Below are 18,883 nucleotides of genomic sequence, written 5' to 3' on the forward strand. Positions count from 1 at the left end.
CGCTCGAAGAATTGTAGCAGCGCGTCACGTCGGAAACGAACCTTTTGAACTGGCACGCCGTCGCTTCCGAGGCCAACGACGTGGAATATGTTCTTACCGATATCGATTCCGTAGACTGCGGCAGGACGCGGCACATTACGTTGTGGCATTGCAACCTCCTTCGACTTGACAGCCTCATGATGCGGCAGGAGGACGAGGCGGACCATCCCATTAATGGTGACGCCCGCTGCCGAGCGAGAGGCCGTCGCGCATCTTCGAACGGCTTTCGAGATGAGCGAGCGGCGGGCGTGCAAGACCATCGGCTGCTGCCGGATGACGGTTCGCCACAAGGCGAGCCGTGGCGACGATGGTGACCTGCGGGAGCGGATGAAGGCGATCGCGCATGAGCGCCGGCGCTTCGGCTATCGCCGCCTGCATGTGCTGCTGCGGCGGGAAGGTTATGTGGTCAATCACAAGCGTCTGTTCCGGCTCTATCGCGAGGAGAAGCTTGCCGTTCGGCGCCGTGGCGGCCGCAAGCGAGCCATTGGAACGCGGGCACCGATGATGGTCCCCGTTGCACCCAACGACCGTTGGTCACTGGACTTCGTGTCGGATCAGCTGACCGATGGCCGTCGCTCCGGATATTGACCGTCGTCGACGACTGCACGCGCGAGTGCCTGGGGTTGGTCGCGGATACGTCTCTGTCCGCCGTGAGGGTTGCCCGCGAACTCGATCGGCTCATGATCGAACGCGGCAAGCCGAAGATGGTGGTCAGTGACAATGGCAGCGAACTGACCAGCAATGCGATCCTTGCCTGGGCCGATGCAAGCCGCGTGGACTGGCATTATATCGCGCCGGGCAAGCCAATGCAGAACGGCTTCATCGAGAGCTTCAACGGTCGCCTCCGTGACGAACTGCTGAACGAGATGCTGTTCACCTCATTGGCACAGGCTCGCGCGGTCTTGGCCAGTTGGCGGGCAGACTGCAACTTCAATCGCCCACATTCGCGGCTCGGATGGCAGACCCCCTTCGAGTTCGCCCACACCTTCACCCCGCGACGGGACACAGCGCTGCGCACGATGATCAGCTCCGCGCCGGTGCCCGTCGCTCAAACCGCCCAACAGGGCAACATTCATCGCCGGAGCGAACTCAGGATTGGATAAAACTTGGGGGCAACGTCAGGGCGGCAGCATTTAGTTTAAAGACGTCGGTCGCAAAGCGCACCGTCGGATCAATTTGGACAATCCACCAGCACTCGCGCCAGGCTCGACCGTCCGCAGGTCACGAGCGGCGGCGAGTATATTGGCGCGGCTCGTATTCTATTGCGTCGAGCGGATAGAATGGCCGCGCGTGCTGCCATCGAAACTGATCCAGGTTATATGAAGTCATGCCAGGCGTGTCTACCGTAACGACGCGGCCAAGCTTCGCGAAATTAAGCTGATAATGATATCCAGAGCGAGTAACAATGATCTTAGCCGCGCTCGGGTCGAGACCTACCGCTCTGAAATAAGCTGGATCGATATACCCGTAAGGCTGGTTTGTCAGAACGACGTAAATGTTGTCGATCCTGAAGACCGCGTACTTCTCGATATAAGTTTTGGTGCCTCTGTCGCACGGACCGTCGTACGTAACAGGAATATTCGCTCCGAGGCTAGCTATCTTTCCTCGGGCGCTTACACTTGGGCTGCCTGTGGAAAATTTACCACCAAAGGTCAGACTGATTTCTTTGCCGATCCCTGCCCGGTCACAAGTCTCAACGGCCTCGGGATCATAGACGGGGAAATAGGTTCGAACGTCGATTTTGTTCTGCAACAGGTAATTCAGGATACAGGTGCTATCGCCCGGTCCGCCTGCTACAACACGATCTCCCTGGTCACCGAGGATGATTGGGCCAGAAGAGCCCTCGACATTCTCCAGTTCCTTTTCCAGCGCCGGGTATTTGATTATAAAATTGTCACGAAAAGTCCAGATCATCCTTATTATCTCGTTCGCGACTTTTTGTGCTTCACGAGATTCATCATTCCCATACACAAGTACAGCCTGTCCTATCGAAGGAATATCGAGGAATTGCTGGGAGTTGAAAATGGACACATCCCATGCCCTGCCCTGCTTCACAGCATTTTGGGCATACTCATGTATCTCGACGAGCGGGCCGGCGAGCGTTGTGTCGTTACCCAGCGTCAGTATCGGGAGGAAGGTCGCGGCCAGAACTGGATTGAACGTGCCGTCCAGAATATCCATCGCCGCACGGAACGCACGTTTAGCCGTGGCTGACTGATCCTCGTGCGGATTCGTCAGGTAGCCGGAGAGGAAATCTAAGGGCTCTAGAGTGCTTTCCTTCACGTGAGCATGAAGATCGAAAGCGGCGGTGATCGGTAGGTCCTTGCCGACGATAGCCCGTAGTCGCTCAATCAGAACACCTTCTGGGTCGGCCGAAGTCTGCGTAAGCATGGCACCGTGCAACGGCAGGACGATTGCATCGAAGTCGCCGCGCTTTGCGGCATCAACCATAATGTCGCATACTTCTGCGAAAACCAAATCGTCCACGGGTCCCCCGGATTGTGCCCGAAATAGGGTGGGAACGACTAACTCAACGCTGGCCGCATACGCGGAGTCAACTACCCCGCCGAACGTCGAGTTTGCTCCGCGACTGCGTTCAACTGCACCTTGGCCCTCAATTATCGTGAAGCGCTCGCGGCGAGTCAGGATGGGATTGAAACTGTGGGACTCTTGCGCAATGCCCCCAGTAAGGACTCGCCTTTTGGCCATTAGTTTACCTCCGAATTGTCTTTGGCAAACAGTAGCACACGCAGCCGGCCGCTGAAGTCTTCGTTTCTTCTCGGTGACAAAAGTCACCGCGTGTCCCCCGGCCGCGCGAGTGAACGGCGCCGATCTGATCCATTCCTCTATCGAGACGATCCGCGCTGTACGGTTTTGTTGCAACGGCTGAATGGGAGCGCAGAGAGATCTGACACGAGGCCAATCACGCGGAAAGGATTTGGAACTGCTCGGCCAGGGATGGATCCGGATTGAAGGCGAACCTCGCCTGTGGCTTACGCATCCATTTCGATGCCGTTTAGGATGATCGCGGCTGATGCTGGTGATTTGAAGCCGAGCGTTGGCCGGATGCGGCTCTTGATGCCCCGATGGTCGTGTTCGATCCGGTTATTCAGGTATTTACTCTTGCGGATCCGGATCGGCGTCAGCCGACGCCGGGAACGATCCTGCAAGCGATTTGTGATGTCACAGGAAACGATAGCCTCCTGGTTGGTCTGGCTACCATCGATGACGACGCGGTCGGGCCGGCCATGACGTGCCAGCGCTTTTTTGAAGAACCGCTTGGCCGAGGGCAGGTCACGCTGCTCGCTGAACAAAATCGCTTCCCAGTAGACTTTCGGTGACGCGCGCCGGCAACCGCCAATCGGTCGCGCCGGTCCTCGCGCCGATTTAGGTAAACCATGAAGCCCCGTCGGGTTTGTCGGGTCCGCGACAAAGTGTTGTTCAACCCGTGCCCTGCCGCACTCTCATTAAAGCCCTCGAACAATGTGCAAGACAGTTCTGCTGCGGTCCTTATGCGCAACTGGCGCGACTTTTGCTGCTTCCTGGCGAGGCGACCGGAACTGCCAACCGATATGACGTCGCCCGAAGGAGCAAAGGAAAACAATATGTCAGGTTCTGCAACAGATCCGCCTTCTAGCGGGAAGGGTCGGCAAGTCCACCAAATACGCTCGCCGTCCTCGTCGACCTCCCGCAGAAGATCCGCATCATCGGCTGCTACCAAAGGCCGACCCGCTAGCCCGCTCCTGATTGCAACGGCGTAGGATACTGCCCTGTCGCGGCAAAGGAAGGTTCGGTGCAAGACCGAGAACTTGAGGGCGTTCTGCGTCAGCTATCAATTGAGCCTCGATTAACGTCAGGATGGAACATGAGTAGACTCCTTGGCCTTTATGTTGATCACCAAATGACTTCGCCTTTGGCAATGGCGCAGCATTCGGCGAAGATCAAACCACTTGCGACCGACCTCGCGAGAAGCGGAGTTCTCCTCGTCACGACCTGCTTACGGGTTGAGATCTACGGTGAAGAGCCTGCGCTGAGAACTATTGATAGCAGCACAATATTCTCTGGCTTTTCATGCGAACACATCGCAGGTGCGGTCCCTATTACTCAGCGTCTCGCCGAGATTGCGTCGGGCGCTCATTCCCAGATTCTCGGCGAGAATTACGTCACCGATCAACTTGCGAATGCTATCGAACGTCTTGATCCAAATCTTCCGATTTTCCAGATCGCACGGCTGGCAATTGATATAGGTCGTGCCTCGCGCGAGCGGCAGCGGTTTATTGCATCGTTCAACTACGATCAGATCGTCCGAGACATCATAGCTGATCGGTTTCAGAATGGAGAACTACCCGACCGCCTTTACATGGTCGGGGCGGGTATGTTGGGTCGCGAGTTTATCAGGAGTGGTGTGGGAGAGCGATTCCGTTCAACGGTAGTCGTAACGCGGAACCCTAAGAACCTTCGCAAACGTCTCCGCCCCTGGACCGACATAGAAGTTTCGCTCATGCGCCCGGCGGAGATTGGGTCCGTACGGGAACCTCGGTCGATCGTTGTGATCGCAACCGCCGATGTCAATGATGAATATCAAGCCATTCTTGGGAACGCGCTTCTGCGGTTGGAGCCGCGCACCATAGTGGATTTGTCGTCAATCCCGGTGCTATCGGCCGAAGCAGTCAGAAAGCTCAACTACGTGAGCATGTACGACGAGGAATTTCTCCGGTTCATCGAAAAAAATAATAAGCACCTAGCTCCGCAACTATCGGTCTTGCGTTCTGATATCGAGAAAACACTCAGAACGGCACAAAGCTACCTTTCAGTGACGACAACATAGCCTGCAGCAGCCCGCATCTGTTCGGCAACGGATAGAGAGAGATCAAAGCATGAGGATCGCGTGAGCCATATGGGGTAGGTGCCATGGGGCGGGCGTCGCTACCGCGAAACTATCGGATGCGGTAGTATCCGTGCTGACCACGGAACTACAGAGAAAGAATGAAAAGCTGGTACCGATCTACGCTCAGACTACCGCATCGCACGCAAGGAAAGGTCAACAGACAATGTCAAGAAGAGCACTGATCCTGGTCGAAGGTCATAGGACTAGTGGTCCACTCTACGTTGAAGCGGCCCAGCGTCTTGGACTTCATCCAATTACCCTGGCGGCTGATCCAACTCAGTACGACTATCTTGCGGCGGAAAGCATTGAGGCCATCCGGATCGATACTGAGAATTTCGATGCGCTGATGCACGTATGCTCTCGGCTGCGTGTGACCCATGATATTGCTGGCATCACTGGTTTTGCGGGTGGCGACGAGTCGTTCTATGTGACAGTTGCCAAGCTCTGCCGGCATTTCGATCTACCGGGACCAACCCCCGCATCGATTGAACGATGTAGCGATAAATTTACTCAACGTCAGTTCCTCGCGCAGGCCGGCGTTCCAGTGCCTGCTTACCGATTGGCAGCAACTGCGAAGGAGGTCGAATGCTCTGTCGCAGAGATCGGCCTGCCGGTGATACTTAAGCCAGCCGAAGGCAGCGGCAGCAGCGGAGTCCGATTGTGCAGGGATGTGGATGAGTTGGCCGAGCATACGACCTATCTGTTGGGGAGGGCGCACAAATGTCGGTCTTCGCCTAGAATACTGGTCGAAGAATTCGCACAAGGCCCATTCTATGACGCTGCTACGATGGGAAACGTGGTCATTGCGATTGGTGCCGCCGACTTCGACCGCCTACCCTATTTCGTCCCTTGCGAGAGCATGTTTCCGGCCCCACTGACTGATGAGGAGCATGAGCGTATTGCAGACGTTTCGCTGAGCTGCTTGCGGGCTCTCGGCCTTGGCTGGGGGCCAGCGAACATTGAATTCCGATGGACGAAGCGTGGCCCAGTCGTAATGGAAGTCAATGCGCGTCTTCCGGGCTGGACCACTCCTCGGCTGATTCAACTGGCCTACGGTGTCGATATCATCAACGAGCACATCAAGCTTGTCATCGGTGACGAATGCGATCTGCGCAGAAGGCATTCGCACACTTCGGCCGCGCGGTTCTTAGTTCCTGATCGCGACGGCATCCTCGATCGGATCGAGGGGGCCAGTCTGGCGGCGGCCGAACCGGGTGTTGTCGAGGTCAGATTTTATGTTGAACCCGAGAGCACGATCGTCCGGAAAGGCGATTACCGAGACATGATCGGACATGTGATCGCCGCTTCGCCCAGCCGCACTCGGACCGAGGCCATACTTCAACGTGCCACCGACCTAGTCGGTTGGTCGATCACACCACTTCCGCCCTCTTGCGAATAGGAACAGTCTGGGACTGCTTGCTTTTCCCACCAGCGCAGGCGGAGCCATGAACGGCAACGTGTTCCTGGCCTATGAGCAGCTTCCGTCGCAGGGCGACATCGTCGTGATGGACAACCTGCCCGCCCACAATGCGGCCGGCGTTCGGGACGCGATCGATACCGCCGACGAAAGGCTCGTGTTCCAGCGGCCTGTAGCCGCGACTTCAATCCATCAAGAACGCCTCGCAAAACTCACGGCGCTCCTACGCGCCAAGGCCCCGCGAACCATCACTGTGCCCGGCGCCCGCCAAAACGGCGCTGGTGGGCGCCGACGCGCTGACCCTGGTAGAAGATCTCGATGGTTCTGGCGGTGGCGCGGATGTCGACCTGCTTGCGGATCAGACCATAAGGGACCGAATAGAAGAAGCTGTCGAACTCGACGTGATAATCGATGGACACGCGCGCGAGCCGCCACTCGGCGAACTGGTAGTCCTCCGGCGGCAAGGCCGCGAGGGCGGGTTGCTCGATCGTCTCGAAGACATGGCGCCGGCTCACGCCGAGCCGGCGCATGACATGGCCATTCAGGGCTCCAGCACCTCCAGGATCGCGGCGTTCGCTTCGGCCAGGGAGAAGAAGGTCTGCCGGCGCAGCCGCCCGAGGATATAGGTCTGGGCGAAGCGGACGCCAGCTTCAACTTGACGTGCTGGCAGGATTCCGACACCGTAGTGTGACGCCATCATGCCATGGAACGGTTGATCTCGGGGTCGTAGAAACAGGCCCGATTGACGCCTGACTTCAGATTGTCGGGCACCACAAGGCGGGGCACGCCGCCAAAGAAGCGGAACATATGGACATGGGCTGGGATCCAGTCCGACAGGGCCTGGGTCCAACTTGCTTCAGCGTAGGTGTAATTGGAGGCCCCCAGCACCGCGACGAAAATCTCTGCCTCGCGTATCTCACCTGTGTCCCGGTTGACGATCGCGATCTTCTTGCCGGAATAATGGACGAAGACCTTGTCCCCGGCCACATGATCCTGGCGCATGGTTGGCGACAGGCGCCGCTCGAACTCGCGGAACAGGTCACAAAAGCGGCTATAACCGTAGCCGTCAGGGCGAACTTCGCGATATTCCTCCCACAGCACCATCAGATTCACGCCGGGCCGCTTCAACTCGCAAGCTAGCGTGGCCCAATCCGGTTCGGCGCGCCGGCGCAGCCCGGGCTTGCTACCGGCATGGCCAAACAGCCGCTGCTCCAAGACGGCGTCGGTCAGTTCGGCCGGAAGAGGCCAGCTCAAGCCGGCCTTTGCCACTCGTTGCAGATTATCCTGGATCGTACTGCGTGCCGCCCCGAGTGTGCGCCCGATCTCCTGGGCGCTGACACCGTCACGGGCAAGCCGCAGCATCTGTCGGATTTGTCTCATGGTCAGTTCTCTCTTGGCGGGCATCAGCCATTCCTCGTTGATAACGAGGGGCCTCATGCCCGAGGACTGACCCAGGCGAATACGTCTCTCCGAGGCAAAAGCCCGGCCGGGAATTAATCGGTACAGGTGGCCGGCTTCACGTCGGAATGGTGGCCGGCATCAAATCGGAACGGTGGCCGGCTTCGCGTTGGAATACCCCGCCGGCTTCGGTCGGAATCCGCACCCAGTATGCTTGACAAGGAAAAATGCCATGTTTCCTGGCAATGAGATCGGGGCCGAAATTGGGCGCTGCTCTCATCCGTCGTGGCCAGCTGCAGGTTCAACGACGTCAATCCCGTCGCCTACACCGCGGCTGCGCCGGCGAGAAGCGGAGGTGTTGTCCGAATGGTCCTGGATGACTCGCTGTGCCTTTTCCTGCGCGGCGTAGATCACACCCTGCGCGATCTCCATGTCTTCGAGCGCAGGTGGTATTGATCCGGATACAGCCTCTCAGATTTGGCACAGGAGCGCCTTCAAACGCTCGGCTGTGAGCGCGGCGATCACATCTCCCTGGTCCAATGGCCAAACCGAGGGGCAGATCACCAAACTCAAGCTCGTTAAGCGCCAAATGTACGGCCGAGGAAAACTCGACCTACTCCAGGCGCGCGTCATCGGTTCTGCGTAGGCCCCATCACCACCAAAAGTGCGTCAGAGCCAGTTTTGGAAGCCGTTTGACAGAGTGCTTGCAGCGCCGTGTACGGGAGCCGCAGCTTCGGTCGCAGTAACGGGTTCCGTTCTTTGATCTGATTGAAAGTGTCCCAGGTAAGGCGGCCGCCATCCCTGCTGCGGCTGCGCAACATCCGGCACCAGCACCGTTCCGTGACCCGATATACCTTGAGCAGCGACCGGAGGTTTCCGGCGATGCCATAGTAGGCGTAATGGCCGCGTAGAGCAGCGTTGATTTCGCTGACCTGGTCGCTGATGACGTAATGTCGAATACGCCGCATCAGCTCCTGCAGAGATGCGAACAATCATCGACTGCGATCTCCTCGTGCTCGACGATCTGTTCCTCGCACGCGCCATCCCCGACGACGGCGGCGCATGGCTGCAGACCCTGATCCATCAGCGCTACAAACTGCGCCGCAGCGTCATCGTCACCTCCAATCGGGTCGTGCAGGACTGGGGGACATATCTGCGAGACAACACCATGAGCACGACGATACTCGATCGGCTGATGCATCATTGCCATCTCCTTGAGTTCGATGGACGCAGCTATCGCCTCAAAGAGGCCGCGGAAGCCCTTGCTCGGGAAACAAAGTCAAACTAACAAGTCCACTTCTGTCCTGTCTTGCGGGTGGGGGATTTTGACTGATCCTACCCGGGGGATTTTGAAGTGACCGCGGGGGCTAGGCGGTTGACTCGAGCACGCATGATCCGAATTACAGGAGGTCACTCCCGAAAACGGGTGTGCTGCGGCCGAGCCGAAAAATCACTTTGACGTTCCAGGCTCCGCTTTCGTTGCCCGCAACACATTGGGCGAGATTCTGGAAGGCCTATTCGGTCATCTTTCGCCAACGATAGTAGAGAGCGTCGAATGAGCGACGTTGCCGCCCGACCCGTCCTCTGGATAGCCACCAGTGACTACCGTTGTCGGAGACCGGGTATTGCGGACACTCCAACTGGAGGCATGCCGCACTGAATGCCCGGTTTCATTGAGATGCAACCTGTACGATCTGTAGAGAGGAAATGCAGCCTCAGATCAAATCCAACAAATTGGATCGGCGTGCGAGCCCTAAAAGCGGCGCCAGCCGTTGATTTCTGTTTCATGTTTCCAAAGCCGCAAAGGAGCCAATAGGTGGAGATTATCCCGTCTGATCAACAGAACATCCTCATCGGCATTCGTCCGATAGAACGCGCCGACGAGGACGCCTTGTTTTCTTCCGAAGTTACCGCACTAGGACAAGCTGTTGCCGAAGTCCGTCGCCAAAGCGGTGCCGCTAGAATAATAGCCCGGACACTACTTGGCGAACTGGGATTTCCACCGATGCCTATTCCAAAGACACAATCTGGTGTTCCGACTTGGCCGGCCGGCATTGTTGGATCATTGGCTCATCACGGTACAGTAGCAGCAGCAGCTATTGCAGAGAAGAGAAGGGTTGCAACGCTTGGTATCGACATAGAACCGAATGAACCTCTGCCGAAGAACTTGATTGAGTTGATTTCTACTCCTAACGAGCAACGCATTTACGGCTTACGGCTGCTCCAGCGGCGAGATCTGTTTGTTTTAAAGGAGGCCGTGTATAAAGCCTACTTTCCACTATATAGGGCATTTCTTGGATTCCAGGATATTGAAATCGATATTCATGCCCGACTTGGACATGTGCCGAGGTCAAATTGCGCCTTTTCATTAGAGTTACATACTTCCTATAATGTAATCGGTTTAGCATATTTACTGCCAGAGCGGATGTAAGAGTGCGGGTTTCGGAAAGGTCCGGACAGGCTTTCCGGTAATCTCCGGACAGGGTTGGAGTGCACCCCCAGACTGAGACTAGGAAAATCGCGGACACCTCCCGTGTTAAGCTATGCAGCCTTTTCCATCTGTCGCCCGCGTGAATGCTTCTGTTCGTATTCCTCCGGACTGAGGTAGTCGAGCGCCGAATGCAGGCGCTGCGTGTTGTAAACGGTCTCTATGAAAGCACCGATGTGCTTGCGGGCATCATCTGCATCCTTATAGGCGAGACCTTGCACCTCTGCCTTCGCATTGTCGTAAGGATTGCCGACACGGCTCATGCTTGCCTGGATGCCGCGGCGATGCAGAAGTTCGGAATAGGCCCCGCACGCGTATTGGGCGGATTCAACCGGTCGTCGCAACACCTTTACCGGAGGTGAAATTGACGACAGGAAGACGCAAATCCGAACGCTCCACCCGGCGTAAATTATCCTCGCCAGGACGGCCACCAGTCTGGCAACGTGAGCATCTGTGCCGGTTCTGGCGGGGTATCGCGGCAGGTCTCTCCAGTGAGGAAGCCGGCGTCGAAGCAGGCGTCTCCGGGCCTGTCGGAAGCCGGTGGTTTCGGAGTTCTGGTGGAATGCCTCCCAAACATCTCGCCGCCTCGGCACCACTGCTGAAGAGCCGCAACCTCTCGTTCGCGGAACGCGAGGAAGTAGCCTTGGAGTGCGCAAGGGACACTGGCGTGCGTGCCATCGCGCGCAAGCTGGGGCGATCGCCCAGCACAATATCGCGCGAGATCAGGCGCAACTCAGCCATGCGACGCGGTGACTTCGATTACCGAGCTCTCACCGCGCAGCGGCATGCGGATCGTGCGGCACAACGGCCGAAAACCAAGCTGGCAGGCAATCCTGCCCTGCGCGACTACGTGGAGGACAGGATCGCCGGCCTGATCGCCACACCGGAAGGCAGCGCCTTCGACGGACCCGTTGTGGTATGGAAAAAGCGGCGCCCCGGGGATCTGACCATGCGCATCAGCCACGAAGCAATCTACCAAGCACTCTACATCGAGGGGCGCGGCGCTCTGAAGCGGGAGCTCTCGGCCTGCCTGCGCTCTGGCCGAGCATTGCGTTTACCCCGGGAACGTGCGCGGAACCGAGGTAAGTCCTTACGCGGACGCACTGATGATCAGCGAGCGCCCGGCAGAGATCGGCGACAGGGCAGTGCCGGGCCACTGGGAGGGCGACCTAATTCTCGGCCTCGGAAGCTCGGCGATCGGCACGTTGGTCGAGCGCACTACGCGCTTCACAATGCTACTCCATTTGCCGCGCATGGAAGGCCATGGAAAGGATCAGTCTATCAAGAACGGTCCGGCTCTTGCTGGTCATGGTGCCGAAGCCGTCCGCGATGCAATATCGGGGAACTTCATGGATCTGCCGACACATCTGCGACGATCACTGACTTGGGATCAGGGCGCCGAGATGGCGCAGCACGCCCAGCTTCGGATTGACACCGGTCTTGAGGTCTACTTCTGCGACCCTCAGAGCCCTTGGCAGCGCGGCAGCAACGAAAACACCAATGGCCTGCTACGCCAGTACTTTCCGAAAGGCACGGATCTCTGCCAGCAGGCGCCGAGGAGCTGAACGCTGTCGCCCATGCCCTGAATGCCAGGCCATGAAAGACGCTCGGATGGCGAACGCCAGCGGAGGCGGACAGGGCCTGGAAAGTCTTGAGATAGGTCGCTACGGCGTGCACGCATGGCCCGAACGGCGTCCCCTTCGCCGCATCTGGCACAGCCGCGACGACCAGCGTGCCGCAGGACGGGCAACGGACTGCCAGGCGCCGATGCCGCTCAATCAAAGGCCTGATTCGCAGGAAGCTCAATCTTGTCGTGCTCGCTGACGGTTTCGGCAGCAAGGTCGCTCGACAGGCTGGCGCGGCAGCAAAGGCATTGGTCGGGACGATGATCGATGATGCGATCGGCATCCTCACTCATGGCGCGGCTGTGACCTTCATGACCCGCCTTGGCGCCGCCAGGCTTTGCCCTGTCCCGACGCGCCTTCCGATCGCTCGAAGGTGGCCTGGACGAGTGCGTGATGTCTTCTCTGGCCGCTGCATCCGCAGCACCAGATTGATCAGCTCTTCCTTCGTCAAACGCTGCAAATCAGTGCGATCCATATCCCCATAGATTCAGGGATTCTTGCCTCTGACAAGGGCGTGAGTAATTACAAATCCCGGACAGTTTCCGGCGGCGGAGTGACGGGTAGGTTCGCGGCTGCGCCGTCTTTGCGGGTAGGCCTCTCACGACAACGTTGAGAGGGGTCGATGCCGAGACGGAAGCAAGCAAGACGAACGACAGTGAGGGATATCCGGACGATCCTGCGCCTGACCCATAGAGAGGGTCTTTCGGTGCGCGAGATTGCCGAGCGGCTGAAGATCGGCAAGAGCTCGGTATCGACCTATTTGCTGCGGGCCCGGGAAGCCGGGCTTTCCTGGCCTCTGCCAAGCGGGTGTGATGACGATGCAAAGCTGGAGCGGCTTCTCTTCGGCCGCGCCGGTCGCCCACCGCAGGATCTGAGTGAACCGGACTGGCCCCTAGTTGCCCGGGAGTTGAAGCGCAAGAGCGTGACGCTGACGCTTCTATGGCAGGAATACCGCGCCAACCATCCCGACGGCGCGGTTTGCCGCCTTCCGGCAGCGGACAAGCGCCGTGTTCCGCAATCGGCACGCGGCGGGCGCCGTGATGCAGACCGACTATGCCGGGCCGACGGTGCCGGTGATTGATCCGGCGACCGGTGTCATCCATCCGGCCCAGATCTTTGTCGCGGTGCTGGGTGCTTCCAACCTGACCTTCGCCCATGCCAGCTTCAGCCAGCAGTTGCCGGACTGGATCGACGGCCAGGTGCGTGCTCTGACCTTCTATGGCGGGGTCACCAAGGCAATTGTGTGCGACAATCTCAAATTGGGTGTGGCCAAGGCCCTTTGGTTCGAGCCGACGTTGACTGCGACGTTCGCCGCCATGGCGGAGCATTACGACACCACGATCCTGCCGACACGCTGCCGCATCGGCTGATCGGATGCACCCTCCAGGTGCGGCTCACTCACCGGGTGGTCGAGATCTTCCACGATCACCAGCGTGTCGCCAGCCATGTTCGCCGCTCCCAGCGTTCCGGCCACGTCACCGTCAACGACCATATGCCCAAGGCGCATCAGCGTTATGCCAACACCACGCCGGCCAATCTGTTCGGCCGTGCGACCCAGATCGGCCCCAATGCCGCCATCCTGGTCGAACGCATGATGCGCGACAGGCCACATCCGGAACAGGGATATCGCTCGGCCATGGGCATTCTGTCGCTGGCGACGCGCTATGGACCGCAGCGCCTCGATGCGGCCTGTGAGCGGGCGCTCACCATCAATGCCATCACCTATTCCTGTCGCCTCCATCCTCAACCTCGACCGGGAAAAACCGCAGGCTGAACACACGGCCCTCACGCCTGCGCATACCCAATATCCGTGGCCGATCCTACTACCAGTGAAGGAAGCAAGAATGCTGACAAACCCCAGCCTCGACCAGATGCAAGCCCTCGGGCTGACGGGCATGGCCGCCGCCTGGCGCGAATTGACTGAGCAGTCCGGCGCCAATGAGCTCAGCCGCGATGAGTGGCTCGGCCTGATGCTCGACCGCGAAGTCACCCTGCGGCCCGACAAGGGCATCCGTAACCGGCTCGCCTCCGCCAAGCTACGTTTTGCCCAGGCCTGTATCGAAGACATCGACTTCGCCGCCGCCCGCGGTCTCGACCGGCGCAACACCATGGCGCTAGCCCAGGGCCAATGGCTCACCGCTCATGAGGGCCTGATCATCACCGGCCACACCGGCACCGGCAAGTCATGGCTGGCCTGTGCCTTCGGCAGGCAGGCAGCCAGGCTCGGTCACTCCGTGCTTTATGTGCGCGTGCAGCTCATGTTCGAGGATCTTGCGCTTGTCCGCCTCGACGGCTCTTTCCCTCGCCTCATCGACAAGCTCACTCGCGTCCAGTTGCTCATCCTCGACGACTTTGGAACACATACGCTCTCCGATCAGCAGCGCTTCCACCTCTTCGCAATCGTCGGGGAGCGCTATCAGAGAAAATCCACCCTGATCACAGCCCAGGTTCCCGTGGCAAAGCTGGCATGACCTTATTGCCGACAGCACGGTCGCCGACGCCATACTCGACCGTATCGTGCACAATGCTCACCGCATCGCCCTCCGGGGCGAGAGCATGCGAAAGCAAAAAACCGCACCCCTCTGGACTAGGGTAGAAAACGGCGAAATCAATCAGCCCTGATGGCAACCAGGCTGCCGAGGACCAACCTCGTCAAACTGTCCGGACTTTAGCGAAATCGCTGTCCGGAATTTAGCGGAATCGCTGTCCAGTTTTTGCGAAGCGCGCAGTAAGAGTCCTCTCTGATTGGAGTCGTTGAGGTCAAGATGCTCCTGCACTTTTTCTGGACCGTTCCGTGGGTCACTCGCTTCTCTTCGCGGTCAGCGCTTGGGCCGCCGCGTGATGGGGGCAGGAGGGCGAGGCGTCTCAATCTGTTTCACGACCTTGCCGCCTGTTTCACGACCTTGCCGCGCTTGGGCCGGCAGGTTCGGGACTCTCAACGAGATCGCCTCGCCCATCGTCCCCAGGGGACGATCGGGGCATCGCCCTTTCGGGCGAAGGCTTTGTTCGTGTTGCTTGCTCCTCGATCTGTCTCAGTTCACGCGGCCAGGTGATCAGGCTCCTTTCCAAGGAACTCGGTCGCGTCGGCCCGGCATGTGATGCAGAATGACGACCAGTTTGCGGGCCACAGCCACCCGCGCCCGCTCCATGCCCCGGCGCCTAGCACTATTCATGCCCCAGGCTCTGAGGCTCGACCACTTCTTCGATCGCACGAGCAGCGAATGCGCGGCCTCGTAGATGGCGGTGCGGGCGAGTTCGTCGCCGCAGCGGCTGACCTTGCCCTGGATGTCGGTCTCGCCGGACTGGCAGCGTGCCGGCGTCAGCCCCAGATGCGCCCCCACCGCCTGCGACGAGCCGAACCGCTCGGGCCGGAAGGCGAGCGCAGTGATCGGCCCGACGCCCGGCGCGCTCATCAGCCGCCGGCAGACTTCCTCCTTGCGCACGCTATCGAGAACCTGCTTCGTCAGGCGGGCGAACTCTCTCAACATGACACCGAGGATCGCAAGCAGCGGCTCGACCATCGCCATCACCTCGCCGTCCGTCAGCTCACGCACGCGGCCGGCAAAAGCGGTGCGCGACGGCGTGCCGAGCTTGATCCCGGCCTCCCGCAGGATCGCCCGCACCACGTTCTCGATGCTGCGCATCATCTTCGAGGTCGCTGGCGCGAATTTGATGGGGAGCGCAACGCATGACCTGCTCGGCGGGCAATATGCCGTGCCTGAAGAAGCGGCGGATCTTAACGTGCGAGACGGCCGCATCCGACATGGTGAGCCACTCGCCATTCTTGTCGGAGGATCGGTAGCCGCTGCGACTAGCGGCTTAGTTCAATCCGCATGATCCGTCCACTTCTCGCTGGGCGCGCAGGAAACCGCTCCCACGTCGTTCAAAAGGGTCCCGGTGACAAGGCCGAAGAGGGCACCACGCAGAGTGTGGGCAGCTCCCACGAACCGGTGACCGCTCATCACCCTCCCCAGGTGATCGGAATTGAACGACGTCCACTAGATCCATGCACGGACACAAACCGCGTCCTGGGGTCTTGCGCGGCAGTCGAACACTGGACTGCACCCAGCCCAGAGCTAAATTAGACTCTGCAACTGAAGGGCGGTCGGCCAGCCTGACCGACCTCCACGCGGAAGAGGTTCCCGGACTCGGGAAATCGAAGAAGTTCATCAGACGATTGCCTGGCTCGCCGTGAGGTTATGAACAGTGCCCTCAGATCTTCGCCGCCAAGTGCCACACAGGTCGGCGCCATAGTCGGCAGATCCACGCGATCTGTGAGGTGGCCGTTTCGATCGATACGGACGACACAGCCGCCTCGTAGCCTGGCGCTCCAGTAGCCCCCTTCAATGTCCACGGTGGCGCCATCAGGCGATCCGGGGGCAATGTTGGGGCCTGCCAGCGGGCCTATCTCGGCAAGACCCGCAAATTGCGGAGCCACGGCGAAACGCCGGATGGTGCCTTCTGTTGTGTCGGTGAAGTACATGATCCGGCCGTCGGGCGAAAATGCCAGTCCGTTCGCGGCCGCTACGCCGCTGAAGAGCGTAACGACGTGGCCATTGGGCGCAATGCGATAGACGCCTCCGACTGGCTCACGGCTCTGTTCATTGTATGTGCCCAAGACGATCCCACCGTAGGGGTCGATCGCAGCGTCGTTGACACGGGTTTGCGCAAGATGCGGCTCGATTTCGGCCACTTGTGAGAAGTCGGTGAAGGTTGGGTCCGTGATGACTATAGACTTAGGAAAGCCGAGCACAAACCCACCACGCGCGCGTGGAAAGACGAACGCCGCACGATTGGGAAGTTGCCGCACAGCCGCAACTTTCCCGCTGTCGTCCCAGCGGAACACGCACTTTCCTTCAATGTCAGTCCACCAAAGGCTCTGGTCCAATGCGCTCCAGTTGCATCCTTCGCCTAGGAGGTTGTGGCAATCGACCGCCATGCGCGCGTGATGGATCCGCATTCACTTTGCGCTCTGCATACTCCGGGTCCGAAGTTCGGCAGGATCGAAAGCGAAGGGTTCGAGTTTTTCGTGATCGAACACCACCCCATGCCCGGGTGTTTCAAATGGAAAGGCCACTCCGTTCTCCAGGCGAAGTTCCGCCTGAAGTACGCCCACCTCGGAGAAGCTCCCGCCGTGCACGCATTCGAGAATGTCCGCGTTGTCGATTGCACACATCAATGCGACGGAGAGTTCGGACATGTAGTGGGGCGCCATGGTGCGGTGGAAGGACGCTGACAGATTGGCGATCTTCAGCCACTCGCTGATACCTCCGACGCGGCATACGTCCGCTTGGACGATGTCGACGGCGTTGGCCTGGAGATAATCGGCGAACTGATGCCGCGTATATAGGCTCTCGCCGACCGCAATGGGCAGCGCTACGAAGCCGCGTAGGTCGGCGTGCCCGCGAATATCCTCGGCATGGAGAGGCTCTTCGATCCAACCAAGGTCGAACGCGGCTAGTTTCTGCAGTCGGTTCATGCAGTCAGCGACATTCCAGCGCTGGTTGGCATCGACGAACAGTCGTCGCGTGGGGCCGATCAGTTTCTTCACGGCTACGATACGGTCGAGATCTTCTTCCGCGGCGTCCCGACCGATTTTTATCTTCACCGCATTGTGTCCCTGCGCCAGGAACTTATCTACCTGGTCGAGTAGAGCGTCGCTGTCGAGCAAGAGGTCGATGCCACTGCCATAGGTGCGGATGCTTTCGCGCCGCGCGCCGAGCAGACGGTGTAATGGAACATTGTACCACTTGGCCGAAATATCCCAAAGCGCGATGTCGATCGCGCCCAATGCGAGGGTGTTAATGCCCCCGGTGCCGCTGCGGTGCAATTGGCCATAGAGGAACGACCAAAGTCGTTCGATCTGCCGCGGATCTTGTCCGACAAGCATCGATCGGCAATAATCATCGATCAGGGCGAGGATGGCACTTCCGCCAATCCCTGTCGTATAGGCAAAGCCCTCGCCGACGATCCCAGCGTCTGTGGTCACGCGGGTGATGATGAATTCGAGGTTCGCGACGCGGTGTGTGGCGTCCTCCCAGGAGACCGTCGGCGGGATGTGATAGAGACGCGAGGCGACATCGATGATTTTCAAGGCACGATCCTCCCCGCCATCGCGAGAACTTCGGGGTTCGACAGATTGCCAGGCTTGCCGGCCAAAAGCCGCTGCAGGTTTTGCACAATGCTACGGGTGTGACGTAAACGCATCTCTTCGGTCCACGCGGCGATATGAGGCGTCGCAAGGACGCGCGGATGAGTAACAAGCGGATCCCTCGCCGAAGGCGGCTCCGTGTCAAAGACGTCTAGCGCGGCCCCAGCGATCTGTTCGCGATCCAAGGCCTGTAGTAGCGCGCCAGTGTCGATAATGCCTGCCCGACCTGTGTTGATGAGATACGCGCCGCGCCCCATCCGATCGAGCTGGTCTGCGCCGATCATGCCGCGCGTTTGTGTGCTGAGCCGCGCGTGCAAGGTTACAATTGCCGAGCGTCCCAGAAGTTCGTCGAGTGAGACCGGTTCGACCCCGAGTGTTCTTAACTCGGCGCTATCGACATAAGGATCGTGGACGATAGTGCTCATGCCAAAGCCGGAAAACTTTTCGGCGACCGCACGACCGATTGCCCCAAAGCCGACGATACCGAGTGTGCGACCATGCAGCTCGATGCCCGTGAATGCGAGTTGCGGAGAACTCGCGCCGCGACCCCATACCGTACCACGAAAAAAGTCTTCTCCGGCGTCGAAGTGGGGCGAGCGGGACCTAATCCATGCAGCGGCAGGGATGAGGTGGCGAGTAAGCCCCAGCGCGAGAGCAATCGTGAACTCTGCAACCCCGTGATCGGTTCGCCCGAGAGTGTGTACTACAGCGATCCCCCGCGCCGTGGCGGCCGCCACATCGATGTTCGCTTGCGGGGCCGAGCGTACTGATAAGATGACGCGAAGCCGTGGTGCGGCAGCCAGTAGTTCCTCGTCAAAACACTCATATCCCGCAATCACGACCTCAGCTTCAGCGATTGCGTCCATTAGCGGCTTGC

At 59.3% G+C, this 18,883-nt stretch carries 11 protein-coding genes and 10 pseudogenes; 9 read left to right on the plus strand and 12 right to left on the minus strand.

Annotated features, from left to right (window positions below):
• Window positions 1-149: pseudogene (locus NKH97_RS33400) on the minus strand (IS110 family transposase); the annotation flags it as partial.
• Between the two features lie 64 nt (window positions 150-213).
• Here NKH97_RS33400 and NKH97_RS32265 point away from each other — a divergent pair.
• Window positions 214-1,142, plus strand: a pseudogene (locus NKH97_RS32265) (IS3 family transposase); the annotation flags it as partial.
• A 118-nt stretch (window positions 1,143-1,260) separates the two neighbouring features.
• On the opposite strand, the gene NKH97_RS32270 reads toward NKH97_RS32265, so the two are convergent.
• Together NKH97_RS32270 and NKH97_RS32275 are read right to left on the minus strand one after the other, a co-directional pair.
• A complete protein-coding gene (locus NKH97_RS32270; RefSeq protein WP_352799796.1) occupies window positions 1,261-2,748 on the minus strand; it encodes a M81 family metallopeptidase in 1,488 nt (495 codons plus the stop codon).
• Window positions 2,749-2,962: 214 nt separating this feature from the next.
• Window positions 2,963-3,350: pseudogene (locus tag NKH97_RS32275) on the minus strand (DDE-type integrase/transposase/recombinase); the annotation flags it as partial.
• A 554-nt stretch (window positions 3,351-3,904) separates the two neighbouring features.
• On the opposite strand from NKH97_RS32275, the gene NKH97_RS32280 reads away from it, so the two are divergent.
• The 3 genes and pseudogenes from NKH97_RS32280 to NKH97_RS33405 form a co-directional block, all read left to right on the plus strand.
• A complete protein-coding gene (locus tag NKH97_RS32280; RefSeq protein ID WP_352799798.1) occupies window positions 3,905-4,867 on the plus strand; it encodes a Rossmann-fold NAD(P)-binding domain-containing protein in 963 nt (320 codons plus the stop codon).
• Between the two features lie 223 nt (window positions 4,868-5,090).
• Complete coding sequence (locus NKH97_RS32285) at window positions 5,091-6,326, plus strand: ATP-grasp domain-containing protein (RefSeq protein WP_352799816.1); 1,236 nt, start codon at window positions 5,091-5,093, stop codon at window positions 6,324-6,326.
• A 40-nt stretch (window positions 6,327-6,366) separates the two neighbouring features.
• Window positions 6,367-6,594 (plus strand): annotated as a pseudogene (locus NKH97_RS33405) (IS630 family transposase); the annotation flags it as partial.
• Here the strand turns inward: NKH97_RS33405 and NKH97_RS32290 are convergent.
• The 3 genes from NKH97_RS32290 to NKH97_RS32300 are packed head-to-tail and all read right to left on the minus strand — an operon-like array spanning window position 6,593 to window position 7,706.
• Window positions 6,593-6,874, minus strand: coding sequence for a Mu transposase domain-containing protein (locus NKH97_RS32290; protein ID WP_352799800.1), 282 nt, complete (start codon window positions 6,872-6,874; stop codon window positions 6,593-6,595). The pseudogene NKH97_RS33405 and the gene NKH97_RS32290 overlap by 2 nt on opposite strands.
• A gap of 11 nt (window positions 6,875-6,885) precedes the next feature.
• Window positions 6,886-7,044 (minus strand): hypothetical protein, encoded by a 159-nt coding sequence (locus NKH97_RS32295; protein ID WP_352799802.1) that lies wholly within the window; start codon window positions 7,042-7,044, stop codon window positions 6,886-6,888.
• Complete coding sequence (locus tag NKH97_RS32300; RefSeq protein WP_352799804.1) at window positions 7,041-7,706, minus strand: hypothetical protein; 666 nt, start codon at window positions 7,704-7,706, stop codon at window positions 7,041-7,043. Before NKH97_RS32300 ends, NKH97_RS32295 begins: the two co-directional genes overlap by 4 nt.
• A gap of 1,018 nt (window positions 7,707-8,724) precedes the next feature.
• Here NKH97_RS32300 and NKH97_RS32305 point away from each other — a divergent pair.
• A pseudogene (locus tag NKH97_RS32305) lies at window positions 8,725-9,030 on the plus strand (ATP-binding protein); the annotation flags it as partial.
• Between the two features lie 528 nt (window positions 9,031-9,558).
• Entirely contained in the window at window positions 9,559-10,173 is a 615-nt protein-coding gene (locus NKH97_RS32310; protein WP_352799806.1) for a 4'-phosphopantetheinyl transferase family protein, read from the plus strand.
• A gap of 110 nt (window positions 10,174-10,283) precedes the next feature.
• On the opposite strand, the gene NKH97_RS32315 is transcribed toward NKH97_RS32310, so the two are convergent.
• Complete coding sequence (locus NKH97_RS32315) at window positions 10,284-10,661, minus strand: integrase core domain-containing protein (RefSeq protein WP_502897119.1); 378 nt, start codon at window positions 10,659-10,661, stop codon at window positions 10,284-10,286.
• Between NKH97_RS32315 and NKH97_RS32320 the strand changes: the two are divergent.
• A pseudogene (locus NKH97_RS32320) lies at window positions 10,595-11,830 on the plus strand (IS30 family transposase). The gene NKH97_RS32315 and the pseudogene NKH97_RS32320 overlap by 67 nt on opposite strands.
• A 32-nt stretch (window positions 11,831-11,862) precedes the next feature.
• Here the strand turns inward: NKH97_RS32320 and NKH97_RS32325 are convergent.
• Window positions 11,863-12,330 (minus strand): annotated as a pseudogene (locus NKH97_RS32325) (IS66 family transposase); the annotation flags it as partial.
• 147 nt (window positions 12,331-12,477) lie between these two features.
• On the opposite strand from NKH97_RS32325, the pseudogene NKH97_RS32330 reads away from it, so the two are divergent.
• Together NKH97_RS32330 and istB are read left to right on the plus strand one after the other, a co-directional pair.
• Window positions 12,478-13,688 (plus strand): annotated as a pseudogene (locus NKH97_RS32330) (sigma factor-like helix-turn-helix DNA-binding protein).
• Between the two features lie 11 nt (window positions 13,689-13,699).
• Window positions 13,700-14,477, plus strand: a pseudogene (istB, locus tag NKH97_RS32335) (IS21-like element helper ATPase IstB).
• 431 nt (window positions 14,478-14,908) lie between these two features.
• Here the strand turns inward: istB and NKH97_RS32340 are convergent.
• The 4 genes and pseudogenes from NKH97_RS32340 to NKH97_RS32355 all read right to left on the minus strand — a co-directional run.
• Window positions 14,909-15,499, minus strand: a pseudogene (locus NKH97_RS32340) (transposase); the annotation flags it as partial.
• 437 nt (window positions 15,500-15,936) lie between these two features.
• Window positions 15,937-16,815, minus strand: coding sequence for an SMP-30/gluconolactonase/LRE family protein (locus NKH97_RS32345; RefSeq protein WP_352799810.1), 879 nt, complete (start codon window positions 16,813-16,815; stop codon window positions 15,937-15,939).
• The gene (locus NKH97_RS32350) at window positions 16,816-17,949 is read right to left on the minus strand and encodes a mandelate racemase/muconate lactonizing enzyme family protein (RefSeq protein WP_352799812.1); all 1,134 of its coding nucleotides are present in this window, start codon (window positions 17,947-17,949) and stop codon (window positions 16,816-16,818) included.
• On the minus strand, window positions 17,946-18,883 hold a 938-nt coding region (locus tag NKH97_RS32355; RefSeq protein WP_352799814.1), incomplete at its 5' end, for an NAD(P)-dependent oxidoreductase. The genes NKH97_RS32350 and NKH97_RS32355, both read right to left, overlap by 4 nt.

The organism is Mesorhizobium sp. M0870 (assembly GCF_040319775.1).
GTDB lineage: Bacteria > Pseudomonadota > Alphaproteobacteria > Rhizobiales > Rhizobiaceae > Mesorhizobium.

Coding starts and splice junctions, on each gene's coding strand:
- NKH97_RS32270 (WP_352799796.1), bottom strand. CDS start 2,748: ATGGCCAAAAGGCGAGTCCTTACTGGGGGCATTGCGCAAGAGTCCCAC.
- NKH97_RS32280 (WP_352799798.1), top strand. CDS start 3,905: ATGAGTAGACTCCTTGGCCTTTATGTTGATCACCAAATGACTTCGCCT.
- NKH97_RS32285 (WP_352799816.1), top strand. CDS start 5,091: ATGTCAAGAAGAGCACTGATCCTGGTCGAAGGTCATAGGACTAGTGGT.
- NKH97_RS32290 (WP_352799800.1), bottom strand. CDS start 6,874: ATGCGCCGGCTCGGCGTGAGCCGGCGCCATGTCTTCGAGACGATCGAG.
- NKH97_RS32295 (WP_352799802.1), bottom strand. CDS start 7,044: ATGATGGCGTCACACTACGGTGTCGGAATCCTGCCAGCACGTCAAGTT.
- NKH97_RS32300 (WP_352799804.1), bottom strand. CDS start 7,706: ATGCTGCGGCTTGCCCGTGACGGTGTCAGCGCCCAGGAGATCGGGCGC.
- NKH97_RS32345 (WP_352799810.1), bottom strand. CDS start 16,815: ATGCGGATCCATCACGCGCGCATGGCGGTCGATTGCCACAACCTCCTA.